Source organism: Nitrospirota bacterium (assembly GCA_016214385.1).
Classification (GTDB): Bacteria; Nitrospirota; Thermodesulfovibrionia; order UBA6902; family JACROP01; genus JACROP01.
This window is the reverse complement of sequence record JACROP010000073.1, coordinates 1-12,377: the sequence shown is the minus strand read 5'-3', so window position 1 is coordinate 12,377 and position 12,377 is coordinate 1. Positions and strand designations below refer to the sequence as shown.

At 42.9% G+C, this 12,377-nt stretch carries 14 protein-coding genes; 12 read left to right on the top strand and 2 right to left on the bottom strand.

Annotated features, from left to right (window positions below; genetic code table 11):
- The 6 genes from HZC12_04460 to HZC12_04435 all read left to right on the top strand — a co-directional run.
- On the top strand, positions 1–145 hold a 145-nt coding region (locus HZC12_04460; protein ID MBI5025980.1), incomplete at its 5' end, for an IS110 family transposase.
- 136 nt (positions 146–281) lie between these two features.
- On the top strand, positions 282–2,273 hold the full coding sequence (locus HZC12_04455; GenBank protein MBI5025979.1) for a cation:proton antiporter: 1,992 nt from the start codon (positions 282–284) through the stop codon (positions 2,271–2,273).
- Positions 2,274–2,321: 48 nt separating this feature from the next.
- On the top strand, positions 2,322–3,332 hold the full coding sequence (locus HZC12_04450; GenBank protein MBI5025978.1) for a sodium:calcium antiporter: 1,011 nt from the start codon (positions 2,322–2,324) through the stop codon (positions 3,330–3,332).
- 13 nt (positions 3,333–3,345) lie between these two features.
- Entirely contained in the window at positions 3,346–4,917 is a 1,572-nt protein-coding gene (locus HZC12_04445; protein MBI5025977.1) for an ABC transporter substrate-binding protein, read from the top strand.
- Positions 4,914–5,843: an ABC transporter permease gene (locus HZC12_04440; protein MBI5025976.1), complete on the top strand. Its 930-nt coding sequence runs from the start codon at positions 4,914–4,916 to the stop codon at positions 5,841–5,843. Before HZC12_04445 ends, HZC12_04440 begins: the two co-directional genes overlap by 4 nt.
- Positions 5,833–6,630, top strand: coding sequence for an ABC transporter permease (locus HZC12_04435; protein ID MBI5025975.1), 798 nt, complete (start codon positions 5,833–5,835; stop codon positions 6,628–6,630). The genes HZC12_04440 and HZC12_04435 overlap by 11 nt, the downstream gene beginning before the upstream one ends.
- A gap of 36 nt (positions 6,631–6,666) precedes the next feature.
- Here HZC12_04435 and dksA read toward each other — a convergent pair whose 3' ends face one another.
- Positions 6,667–7,047, bottom strand: coding sequence for an RNA polymerase-binding protein DksA (dksA, locus tag HZC12_04430; protein ID MBI5025974.1), 381 nt, complete (start codon positions 7,045–7,047; stop codon positions 6,667–6,669).
- A 470-nt stretch (positions 7,048–7,517) separates the two neighbouring features.
- On the opposite strand from dksA, the gene HZC12_04425 reads away from it, so the two are divergent.
- From HZC12_04425 to truA, 6 genes are all read left to right on the top strand, one after another.
- Positions 7,518–9,089: an AAA family ATPase gene (locus HZC12_04425; GenBank protein MBI5025973.1), complete on the top strand. Its 1,572-nt coding sequence runs from the start codon at positions 7,518–7,520 to the stop codon at positions 9,087–9,089.
- 44 nt (positions 9,090–9,133) lie between these two features.
- Positions 9,134–9,685 (top strand): DedA family protein, encoded by a 552-nt coding sequence (locus HZC12_04420; GenBank protein ID MBI5025972.1) that lies wholly within the window; start codon positions 9,134–9,136, stop codon positions 9,683–9,685.
- Positions 9,686–9,967: 282 nt separating this feature from the next.
- A complete protein-coding gene (locus tag HZC12_04415) occupies positions 9,968–10,198 on the top strand; it encodes a hypothetical protein (protein ID MBI5025971.1) in 231 nt (76 codons plus the stop codon).
- 10 nt (positions 10,199–10,208) lie between these two features.
- Positions 10,209–10,430 carry a hypothetical protein gene (locus tag HZC12_04410; protein ID MBI5025970.1) on the top strand — a complete coding sequence of 74 codons (222 nt, stop codon included), beginning with the start codon at positions 10,209–10,211 and terminating at the stop codon, positions 10,428–10,430.
- Between the two features lie 96 nt (positions 10,431–10,526).
- Complete coding sequence (locus HZC12_04405; protein ID MBI5025969.1) at positions 10,527–11,291, top strand: DsbC family protein; 765 nt, start codon at positions 10,527–10,529, stop codon at positions 11,289–11,291.
- The gene (gene truA, locus HZC12_04400) at positions 11,288–12,055 is read left to right on the top strand and encodes a tRNA pseudouridine(38-40) synthase TruA (protein ID MBI5025968.1); all 768 of its coding nucleotides are present in this window, start codon (positions 11,288–11,290) and stop codon (positions 12,053–12,055) included. The genes HZC12_04405 and truA overlap by 4 nt, the downstream gene beginning before the upstream one ends.
- On the opposite strand, the gene HZC12_04395 is transcribed toward truA, so the two are convergent.
- Positions 12,052–12,377 (bottom strand): radical SAM protein (locus tag HZC12_04395; GenBank protein ID MBI5025967.1); only part of this gene is annotated, 326 nt, incomplete at its 5' end. The genes truA and HZC12_04395 overlap by 4 nt on opposite strands.

Sequence of the window (12,377 nt, the reverse complement as noted above, 5' to 3'; positions counted from 1 at the left end):
GGCGTTTTACGAGCGTCTTAGGCAAGCTGGAAAAGCTCCAAAGGTAGCGCTTACCGCCTGTATGCGTAAGTTGTTGGTTATTTTGAATGCAATGTTTAAACATAAATTATTATGGAACCCAAAAATTTATTTATTTACCACTTGACAACACAGTTGCTCTCCCATCCCCGGCCTCGCTCCGCGAAGCGGGGCGGGCGAGGGAGAGGGAATTTTAAGGAATTTCTATCTCTGTTTTTGGGTTCTCATTTCCTACTTCTCGTCTCTTAGTATATAATTAACTAATGCAGGAATATACGTTTTTAAAACTATTAGTTATCATCTTCGGCGTCTCTGCCTCTGTAGTTTTTCTCCTGAACAGGCTAAAGATCCCCTCCATTGTTGGGTTTCTCATTGCAGGGGTTTTTATGGGCCCCCATGGTTTCGGGATTATAAAAGATATACATAATGTTGAGCTCCTTGCAGAGATTGGAGTTATACTCCTTTTATTCACGATCGGCCTTGAGCTGTCCTTTAAAAATATTATGATGCTCCGTTCCGCTGTTCTCGGCGGAGGGCTTTCCCAGGTCTTGCTGACCATTTTAGCTGCAACTGCAATATCCTATCCGCTTTTAGGGAAATTCAATGCTGCCCTCTTCGCTGGATTTTTAGTTGCAATGAGTAGCACTGCAATTGTAATGAAAATGCTTTTTGACAGGGCTGAAATGGATTCCCCACACGGCCGAATAGCCGTAGGTGTCTTGATTTTCCAGGACCTCTGTGTTGTGCCTTTTATGCTCTTTGTACCAATACTGGCTGGAAACAGCGGCGGGTTGGTAGGGGTGGCCCTTACAATGGCCAAGGCGGCTGCCATTATAGTGGTGGTCATTTTAGGGGCGAGGTGGCTTGTCCCCCAAATCCTTCACCAGATAGCCCATACCAGGAGCAGAGAACTGTTTGTGATAGCAATTATCCTTTTGTGTCTTGGCACTGCCCTTCTTACTTCAAGGCTCGGCCTCTCCCTTGCCCTCGGCGCATTCCTTGCCGGGCTTATAATATCAGAGTCAGAATATGCGTATCAGGCTATATCTGATATTGTGCCTTTTAAGGAGAGCTTTAATGGCCTGTTTTTTATATCTGTTGGTATGCTTATGAACCTTAGTTTTCTCGGGACAAATCTGATAACAGCCATCTCTGCGGTAATCATAATCCTGTTTCTAAAGGCCTTTATTACTTTTATTTCTGTATCATTTCTTGGATATTCCCCGCGGGTTGCTATGCAGACAGGGCTACACCTTGCCCAGATAGGTGAATTCTCTTTTGTCCTTGCCACTGCAGGGAGGACAGCAGGGCTTATAGCCGACAATATATACCAGATATTTCTTTCAGCATCAGTTATGACAATGGTATTGACGCCATTTATTATCAGCATCTCACCTGCGTTTTCAGGCTGGCTGAGCTCCAGGAGACTTCTTCACAGATTGGACAGGATGAAGAAAAAGGCAGAAATGGAAGGCTATCCGAGAAAAAAAACAGAGCACGTAATTATCATTGGTTTTGGCCTGAACGGCAGAAATCTTGCGAGGGTTTTAAGAGATGCGGACATTCCGTATGTTGTCCTTGAATTGAACAATAATACTGTCCGGACAATGAAAAAGAAGGGTGAGCCAATATACTACGGGGATGGTTCAAGCCCGGAGATACTCCACAAACTCGGTATAACAGCAGCAAAGGTGCTTGTGATTGCCATATCAGACCCCGCATCAACAAGGAGAATAGTGCAGATTGCAAGAAAAGAGAACCCCACGATTCACATAATTGTCAGAACCAGATATACATCAGAGATTGAGGATTTGATAAAACTTGGAGCAGATGAAGTTATTCCGGAAGAATTTGAGACATCCATAGAAATATTTGCAAGGGTTTTGCACCATTACCAGACACCGAGGAATCTTATATCCGGGCATATAGAGAATATAAGGAGTGATAGTTACAGGGTACTGAGGAAGGTTGAGCTGCCGAGGCGGCACCTCGCAGAAAGGCATGAAGTTCTCTCTGGAATTGAGACAGAGACATTTCTCATAAAAGATAAAACCCACGCATCAGGCCGATCCCTCGCTCAACTCAGTCTGCGCTCGGAGACAGGGGCAACTGTTATTGCTGTAAGACGTGATGAAAAGCTTATCACTAATCCTGATGCGGATTTTGTTTTAGAACCAGGCGATGTGGTTTATCTGATAGGCAGGAAAGACAATATAAGCAGGGCTTTCAGGCTGCTTGAGGAAGGCAAACTGTAAGGCGGTTTTTATTGACGGAGACCTGCTGCTTCTGTATATTCTTAAATCATGTTCATTACATGGCTGAAATTCCTTCTGTGTGTTGGCGTAATCCTTTATTCAGGCTCAAGGCTTTCAAAGTATGGCGATGTAATAGCCGAAAAGACAGGCCTTGGAAGGGTATGGATTGGCGTGGTGCTTATGGCTTCGGTTACATCCCTTCCAGAGCTTTTTACCGGAATAAGTTCTGTCCTTATTTTTGATGTGCCTGATATTGCTGCTGGAGATGTCCTCGGAAGCTGTGTCTTTAACATGCTTATTATTGCGCTGATGGATGTTATGCATGGGCCTGGCCCTATATTTTCTAAAGCTGACCGCGCGCATATACTTTCTGCAGGGTTCGGGATTATCATGATAGGCTTGGTGGCTGTGAGTATTCTTGCATCTGAAAGGGCAGGGAACAATTTTCTCTGGATAGGGCCTTACACGCCAGCAATAATCCTTATCTACTTTTTGGCTATGAGGACTGTCTTCTATTTTGAGAAAAAGAAGGTTGCTGAATTTATCGGAGAGATGGCTGAGGCGTTGAAATACGAAAAGATAACAAAGGCTCAGGCTTACAGGGGTTATGCAATTAATGCCATTTTTGTTATAGCCGCTGCCACATGGCTTCCAGCTATTGGCAGTGAGATTGCAAACCAGACAGGCCTCGGAGGAACTTTTGTTGGCAATATCTTTATTGCCCTCGCAACATCCATGCCCGAGGTTGTAGTATCCTTAACCAGCCTCAAGATAGGGGCTACTGATATGGCCATAGGAAATCTATTTGGTAGCAATATCTTTAATATCTTTATCCTGGCCATCGATGATCTGCTCTATTTTAAAGGCCCTCTTCTATCCAGTGTATCAGGGGATCACGTGATATCTGCCATGTCAGCAATAATAATGACCGCAGTTGCAATGGTAGGGCTTACCTACAGGTCAAGCAAAAAGGCACTGAAGATGATAAGCTGGGATGCCCTCGCAATTGCAATCATATATATGTTGAATGTTATCTTTTTATACAAAAGAATTGGATGAAGGTAGATATTGAATGAAGGTAATACTTACTGCGATACTCGTTTTGCTCCTTTCATGCTCATGGCAGGGTAGACGTCTGGAGGGCTATCTCTACCTGAGGCTCAGCTCAAATCCCACCACCCTTGACCCTGCCCTTGTTGTGGATGTCACAGGTGGTAGCATAGGGGCCAAGATTTTTAATGGCCTCGTTAGGTTTGATAAAGACCTCAATATAGTACCCGACATTGCTGAGAGATGGACAATATCAAAGGATGGAAGGCTCTATACTTTTTATCTGAGACATGGCATCAGATTTTCAAATGGCAGGGAGGTCGATGCTAATGACTTTAAGTATTCCTTTGAGAGGGTATTAAATCCAGAGACAAGGTCCCCGAATACATGGGTTTTAGATAAAATAAAAGGGTCAAAGGACTTCATAGAAAAAAGGGCTGATGGAATTAGCGGGATAATTGTTGAGGATAAATATACTCTTAAAATTGTAATTGATGAACCTTTCGCGCCTTTCTTAAGTCTACTCTGCATGACTGCAGCCTATGTTATCCCTAAAGAAGAAGTTAAAAAATGGGGCGTTGATTTTTCCACCCATCCTTCAGGCACAGGGCCGTTTGTTCTGGAAGAATGGAGGCATAATCAGCATCTCAGACTTTCAGCGAGGGAAGATTATTTTGAGGATAAGCCAAAGATAAAAGGGATAATATATAGAATTATCCCTGAGGAGTTAACTACTATTGCTGAGTTTGAATCAGGAAACATAGATGTTATCACCATACCTGCCTCTGAATTCCGGCGTTACAGTGAGAGCCCGAAGTGGAAGGGATTAATAGCAAACGCCCTGGGAATAAATACATATTATCTCGGCTTTAACTGTGAAAGGCCTCCTTTTAACAATCCGCTCTTAAGAAAGGCGGTGAGCCATGCTATAGACAGGGACAAAATATTTAGAACTATATATGAGGGTAGGGGGATATTAGCCTCAGGGCCTGTGCCTCCAATGTTAAGGAATTGGCCCCGCCTTAACGGGGTGTATCCTTATAATCCAGAGAAGGCAAGGTCTTTACTCAGGGATGCTGGCTATCCAGTCGGAGACTCGACTCTACGAGAGGGTCTCAGGATTAAAATTTATCTCACAGCAGACCAGGAAGTCCTCGATATCCTTGAAGTCATACAGGACTATTTAATGGATGTTGGCATAAAGGCTGAATTGAAGCAGCTTGAATGGAGTGCTTACAAAGAGGCAATCAATAAGGGAGAGCCTGATGCATTCTGGATTGGCTGGTGGGCTGACTATCCTGACCCTGAGAATTTTCTGTTTCCACTTTTCCATTCATCAAACCTCGGCCCGGGAGGAAACAGGAGCAGGTTTATTGACCCTCTAATTGATTCCATGATAGAAAAAGGTCAGAGGAGTATGGATAGAAAAAAACGGGATGAATATTACAGCAAGGCTGAAAAACATATAGTTGAAGCCGCACCATGGGTTTTTTTCTGGCACAGGACTGAATATACGGTGAGGCAGCCATGGGTAAAAAACTATACAATATATCCGATTTACAGCATTGATAAAGGGATGGAGATAAGATTTTGAAGGCATATATAGCAAAAAGACTTCTTCTTTTAATCCCACTTTTCCTTGGCATTACCTTTATAACCTTTGCCATGCTCAAGGCCCTTCCAGGAGACCCTGTGTTGAGCCTTGTGGGTGAGAGGGCAAGCCCTGAGGCAATGGAAAGGATTAGAAAGGAGCTTGGTGGAGACAGAAGTTTCTTATCCCAGTACGGAGGATATCTTTCTCTTCTTTTAAAAGGAGAACTCGGCAGGTCGTATTATACACAGAGGGATGTAGCAACAGATATTATTGAAAAATTTCCAAATACAATGAAACTTGCTGTCAGTGCGATGCTTATTGCTGTGCCGGTTGGCATTTTCCTTGGCCTTATTTCAACTGCAAGAAGAGGAAGGTTTATTGATAAGCTGGCATCTCTTATCTCTATCGGAGGAATAAGCCTCCCTGTTTTCTGGTTTGGTCTTATCCTGATTTATATCTTTGCCTTTACTTTAAAGTGGCTGCCTCCTTCAGGGACAGGCAATGTAGAGTTTTTAATCCTTCCAGCAATTACCCTGTCATTGCCGGCTGCTGCTTCAATAGCGAGGGTTGCAAGGACAACGATGATAGAGATAGCTCAGGAGCCTTTTATAAACACAGCAAAGGCAAAAGGTCTCAGCGATATAATGGTCTTATTAAAACACGTAATGAAAAATGCCCTCATACCCCTCGTCACAATCATAGGGCTCGATTTCGGGAGCTATCTTAATGGGGCTGTCCTTACAGAGACAATTTTTGGATGGGATGGTATGGGGCGGTTTACCATGGAGGGGATAGTAAAAAGGGACTATCCTGTTGTAATGGGATGTCTTTTAGTTGGGACGATGGCGTTTGTCCTGATAAACCTTATTGTAGATATTATTTATCACTATCTCGACCCGAGGGTAAGGATTCATAGTGCTAAGTAAAATTGCAATAGTCTTACTTTTAGTAATAGCCGCTTCTTCTATTTCTGCGCCCCTTCTCACACCATATGACCCGTTAAAAATAGACCTCTATAACCTTAAAAAACCGCCAAGCCTCGAGCACCCATTCGGGACAGACAACAAAGGCAGAGATGTCCTCAGCAGGGTTCTCTATGGCGGAAGATTCTCACTCGGTATTTCTTTGTTCGCAGGGGTTCTTTCCCTTTTTGTGGGACTCTGTATAGGTCTCTTATCGGGTTATTACGGGGGAAAGATTGACATGGCCTTTATGATGGTGGTTGACCTGGTCCTTGCCTTTCCATCCCTGCTCCTTGCAATTGGAATATCCGTCCTTCTTCCACCTGGAGTATACACGGTCATTATAGCGATCAGCCTTGTTGGCTGGGCCTCATTTGCGAGACTTATAAGGGGATATGTATTAAGACTCAAAGAGTCGCCATTTATAGATGCGGCCAGGGCAATAGGTTGCACAAACAGGCGGATCCTTATAAAACACATACTGCCCAATTGTTTACCTCTGTCTTTTGTTGTTCTTGGGGTCAAATTGGGTGGTTATATACTTACCGAGTCTGCCCTGAGCTTTCTCGGTCTCGGGGTACAGCCCCCGATGCCTTCATGGGGCTCAATGATAAGTTTAAACAGGGTCTATATCACATCTGCTCCAGCGATGGTAATTTTTTCAGGTCTTGCCATAGTGCTGACAGCGTTCTGTTTCAATGTAATCGGAGATGCTTTAAGGGATAAATGGGAAATAAGAAGTGAGAAGTAAGAAGTGGGAAATGGAAAATAAAGAAGTGGGAAAGACTTAAACCCCTTCTTTTATCCTTTCTTCTTCCTCCTGTTGGGTCTTACAGTTTATGCAGAGTGTTGTTACAGGCCTTGCATCGAGTCTCCGTATGTCAATTGCCTCGCCGCATTCTTCACAGATTCCAAAGGTTCCGCTGTCGAGCCTCTCAATGGCCTCATCAATCTTTTTCAGGAGTGTTCTTTCCCTGCCTCTCAGCCGCAACATGAAATTTCTGTCAGTCTCGGCTGTTGCCTGATCCCCCATATCAGGAAAGTTTATTTCACCTGGCAGGGCATTCAGCGCCTCTCCAGCCTCTGCGAGCAGGGCTTCTTTCTGACCCAAGAGTTTCTTTTTTATCTCCAGGAGTTTTTTCTCCGTGGGGGAAAGCTTCTTTTCCATGGAACTTTGAGTTTCTTTACGTTTAGAGGTCCCAGCAACTACAGGGCTTTTGGCCTTTACAGGCATTTTTTTCAAAGGTTTTTCCCCTTTCTTTTTTGTTTTTAAGGCTATCTTTTCGGTGCGAATCTTCGATTTTGAAGGCTTCCTGGCTGTCTTTTTTTTCGCCTCAGCAACTCTCTTAGGAGAAGGTTTCTTAGTATTTTTCTTTGCCATGTTCAACCCTCGGATAAAAGTTTTTCTAAATTACCAGATTATTAATTTTAAGTCAACCCCTATAAGTAAAATGATGTTACTATTTTGAAATGTCACATTTTGGCTATTCTCTCTACGAGTCGTAGACTATCTTCAGAATTATTGGAGATGGGGGTAGGGAAGGCAGTGGGAGTAAAAAGTGAGAAATGGGAAATGGTAGGATTGACAGTCTTGCTCTCCTCTGATAATCTTAAACAGTTTCTATTCTGGAGGCCCTGATGTATGAGGAGTTTTTTGGTTTCGGGGAATCCCCCTTTGGCATTACACCAGACCCGGGTTTTTTTTATTTAAGCAAAGAGCACGAGGAGGCCCTCAGCAATCTTCTATATGGAATATCCTCGAAAAGGGGTTTTATACTCCTTACAGGAGAAATCGGTACAGGGAAAACCACGCTTTCAAGATATATTCTGAATCGCCTTGACCAGAACACTCATAGTTCACTCATTCTCAACCCGGTACTTTCTACGACAGAACTCCTTCAGGCTATAAATCAGGACTTCGGCCTGGAGTGCAAGGAAAAATCTCCCAAATTACTTATTGATAGTTTAAATGCCTTTCTTTTTGATTCTTTTTCTCATGGAAAGAATGCTGTTTTGCTTATTGATGAGGCCCAGAATTTAAGACCCGAGGCCTTAGAGATGATAAGGCTCCTCTCCAATCTTGAGACAGAGAAGAAAAAGCTTTTGCAGATAGTTCTTATCGGCCAGCCTGAGCTCAGGGATATTATAAAATCACCTGGACTTACCCAGCTCAATCAGAGGATTGGACTCAGGTATCATCTGGGCCCTCTGGACATTGAGGAGACAGAGGGGTACATAAAACACAGGATAAAGGTTGCAGGCGGAAATGAGAGCCTTTTCTCAAAGGGCGCTATTAAAGCAGTATATGAATTTAGTGGCGGCATACCAAGGCTCATAAACCTGATATGCGACAGGGCGCTCATAGCAGCCTATACATCAGGTGAAAACATTGTTAGCCATGTATCTGTAAAGAGGGCTGCAGGGGATTTGCGTGAAAGCGTTGCAAAGCCCAGGCAGCGGTTTAAGTTCTGGGTTTATGGGCTTACTGCCACAGTTATTCTTCTTGGCGCTGTATATTTTGGTTTTAATTATTTCAAGTCCTGGACAAATCTCCGATTCTTAAAATTAAAATCTGAGACAGCCGCCACAGATTTTCCGTCAGCCAGGATTGTTCAACCGGCATTTTTTGATTCTGATGGCATCTTCAGGGTAAAAGATAGTGAAGTGGCCTCTGCATTGACTCTGCTTCGTTGCTGGGGCATCAACGAAGGATCACTTTATGGGGTTTTTGACAGGGGACTTGGGTTACAGCAAATAGCGTCTATTTTCGGGTTCAGGACTTTCATAGTCAGGCCAGATGATAGGAGACTGATGGCCATAAATCTACCGTTTATTATTAAACATAAAGACAGAGGGTATCTTGTCGTTAAAAGGATTATGGGCGAGGAGGCAGTTGTCCTTGACTCTGCTGCTGGCAAGGTAGTGTATAATTTTGAAGAGCTAATCAAAAATTCCAATGGAGAGACAATAATTTTCTGGAAGGGACTCGATGGAGGGATTGACAGCAGTATTCGAAAGATTCAGGAACTTCTTAGATTAGAGGGTTTGTATAAAGGAAATGTGGATGGAATTTTCGGGGCCATGACAATAAATGCCCTCAGGTCTTTTCAAGACAGGGAAGGGCTAAATCCTACAGGACAGCTCAATGAGGAGACGATGGTCATGCTCACAAGGTTTTTATATAAAGCCCCTCTCTTGAGCAGCCCTTGAATAGTCTTTACTGACACTGACGGCTGACACAGAAATAATAGAAAGTGCGCTATCTTAAAAAACTATATGACTGGGTTTTGCACTGGGCAGAAACCCCTTACGGGACTCCTGCTCTTTTCCTTCTTGCCTTTGCTGAGTCTTCTTTTTTTCCGGTGCCGCCTGACATCCTTCTCATGGCACTTTCACTTTCCATCCCAAAAAAGGCATTCAAATATGCAGCGGTGTGCACTATAGGGTCTGTCCTTGGAGGCGCCTTTGGCTTTTTCCTCGGATACCAGTTCTGGGAAATAGGAAAGTCAATCCTGTTTAATTATGTGAATGAGGCTGACTTTGAGGCCATAAGGCATTATTTTCAGGACTATGAAGCATGGGCTGTTGGCATTGCTGGCTTTACACCAATACCGTATAAGGTCTTCACAATATCAGCAGGTTTCTTCAGGGTTAATTTCCCGATTTTTGTTGCAGCATCTCTTGTGAGCAGGGCTTATTTCGGGCCCTCTATAAAGGGTTTTATAGATAAGTACTTTAATCTACTTACCTTTATATTTTTTGCACTGCTAATCCTCGGGTTTATGGCAATAAAATATGCGTTTTAGTTTTTAATAACCCAGCCTTTCTTCTCCCAAATCAAATACAGATGATATCACAATCCCGCAACACAATGCCTCCGCTGTTTGCATGAAAAATAAAAAAAATAGGGACAGCTGTCCCTATTTTTTTGTATTTCTTTTACCAGAAATATGAATTTCTTTTCTTTGATTTAAGAACTTTTCCCTATAAAACCGCCTCTAAATATGCTAATATTTTAAGAAAATACCAGGCTGGTATAGTAAACGTTATGCCTATGAAAAAAATTATAAAAATGGTTAAAATTAAATGTGTATTTCAAAATAATCGGAAAAATACGGGAAATTGAAACAATTGCTACAGGACATGGAATAGAAAATTTGAACAGATTAAACAAGATATATGGGAAAGCCCATTGGAGAAAGTTAAAAGGCATTTGTCAAGTGGAACTGGAGGATGGTGCTGTTCTTGAGGCCGAAGTTCACTGGTACGAGGGACACGGCGTCGGGAAGAAAGAAGTAAAAATTAAAAAATATTTATGAGGAGACGGCTATGAGAAAACATTTTATGATATGCGTAGATAATCGTGGCTATAAATCGTCGCTGGAGATAAGAAAACTATACGAAGTGTTGACTGACAGGGCGGCAGAAAAACATCACCAGATAAGAGTTATTGATGAATCAGGCGAAGATTATTTGTATCCTGAAAAGTTCTTTGCCCCTGTGCGATTACCACATATCACAAAAGAAAAATTAGAATTAGCGACGGCATAACCTTTCGCTCCACAGGATGCGGCATAACTACCGCCGCACCTGTGACCTCAGGCGGTAGTCTTGCTTCTTTAATATATGCCATGCTAATATTACGCCATGATATTTCTGGTATTGATTCTTTTGTTTTTTACGATTGAACCTGCCTCTGCTTTCCAGAAAGATGGTTGTGCGGGTGATTGCAAGGGCTGCCACAGCCTTACCCAGGATGAGGCATCGATACTGCTTACAGGATTTGTGAAAAAGGTTGTAAAGGTAGAGATGAGCCCTGTAAAAGGTTTGTGGGAGGTTACTGTGGAGGCAAACGGCAAAAAGCTTCCTGTTTACATTGACTTTTCCAAGAAATACCTTGTCTCAGGAGATATTATAAAGCTCGCAACAAGGGAGAGTATAACCCGGGAAAGGATTCAGGATTTAAATCCAGTAGATGTCGCTAAGATACCATTAGGTGATGCTTTAGTGATGGGGAGGCTGACAGCAAAGAAGAGGGTAATTATTTTTGATGACCCGGATTGTTCTTTCTGTGCCAAGCTTCATAACGAGTTAAAGAAGATTCTTGAAAAGAGACGGGATATAGTATTTTATATAAAACTCTTTCCTCTTGAGAGCCACGCAAAGGCATATGAGAAATCAAAGACTATTTTGTGCGAAAAATCCATTAAGCTTCTTGAGGATAGTTTTGCAGGTAAAGAAATCCCTCCGCCAAAGTGCAAGACCAATCAGGTCGATGAAAACATCCGCCTTGCTAAAAGCCTCGGAATTAACTCTACGCCAACTATTGTGCTTCAGGATGGCAGGGTTATTACGGGTTATAGAGACGCTGATACCCTTCTGCGCCTTATTGATAGCAAAAAGCAGGATTGAGAAACGTAAGACTAATCCTCGAATATGACGGCTTGAATTACTCTGGCTGGCAGGTTCAGAAGAAAGGGCTTACAATACAGAGCATAATAGAAGACGCTGTAGTCAGGATTACAGGTGAGAAGTCAAGGGTAACAGGAGCCGGAAGAACTGATGCAGGTGTGCATGCACTTCAGCAGGTGGCAGCATTCAAGACCCTCAGCCATCTGTCCACAGATGTCCTCAAGCGGGCATTAAACGCAAATCTCCCAGAAGATGTAAGAGCAATTGATGTCAATGAAATGCCTCTAAATTTTCATCCGAGATACAATGCAAAGGGCAAGATATATTTTTATCTCATATCTCAAGAGAGATACTGTCCGGTTTTTCTCAGGCGATATTCCTGGCAGATACCGTATGATTTAAATTTTAATGCCATGAGGGAAGCAGCCGCATACCTTATAGGCGAACATGATTTTAAATCCTTTCAGGGTTCTGGATGCAGTTCAAAAACAACCGTGAGGAAAACAACAACTATTGAGTTATCAGAACATTCTTCTCTGGAATTTATGACAGTCAGACTGGATGTCCCCTTAATCAAGATAAGGATAGAGGGTGATTCATTTCTCAGGCATATGGTGAGAAACATTGTTGGCACCCTTGTTGAGGTTGGCAGGGGCAAGCTTACACCATTAAGGGTTGAGGAAATAATAGGACTGAGAGACAGGCGTTTATCAGGCCCAACAGCCCCGGCGCAGGGGCTGTTTCTTGAAAAAGTAATATATTAGCCCACCACATCAAGTCGCCTTACCCTTAATTTTACGCCGAGTTCCTGTGCGATTACTTTGCACTTCTCGATATCTACTTCAGGCACAGTTACCACAGTGACCTCAACTTCGGGTATATACTTCTTAGCCTCTTTTATGAAAGATATTACACCTTGAAATGCCCCTTTGTAAGCAGGCATGCATATTTTTTCGTATATTTCCTCGTTTTCTGCGTCAAGGCTTATTGATAGCCTGTCAACAAGACCTTCAAGCTCAGGCAGGATATTCCTTCCATGGATGAGATTTCCATGGCCATTTGTATTTATCCTTACCTTTCCGCCCC

Excerpts from the sequence above, each read along its gene's own strand:
- HZC12_04455 (MBI5025979.1), top strand. The coding sequence starts at position 282 with ATGCAGGAATATACGTTTTTAAAACTATTAGTTATCATCTTCGGCGTC.
- HZC12_04450 (MBI5025978.1), top strand. The coding sequence starts at position 2,322 with ATGTTCATTACATGGCTGAAATTCCTTCTGTGTGTTGGCGTAATCCTT.
- HZC12_04445 (MBI5025977.1), top strand. The coding sequence starts at position 3,346 with ATGAAGGTAATACTTACTGCGATACTCGTTTTGCTCCTTTCATGCTCA.
- dksA (MBI5025974.1), bottom strand. The coding sequence starts at position 7,047 with ATGGAAAAGAAGCTTTCCCCCACGGAGAAAAAACTCCTGGAGATAAAA.
- HZC12_04425 (MBI5025973.1), top strand. The coding sequence starts at position 7,518 with ATGTATGAGGAGTTTTTTGGTTTCGGGGAATCCCCCTTTGGCATTACA.
- HZC12_04410 (MBI5025970.1), top strand. The coding sequence starts at position 10,209 with ATGAGAAAACATTTTATGATATGCGTAGATAATCGTGGCTATAAATCG.
- HZC12_04405 (MBI5025969.1), top strand. The coding sequence starts at position 10,527 with ATGATATTTCTGGTATTGATTCTTTTGTTTTTTACGATTGAACCTGCC.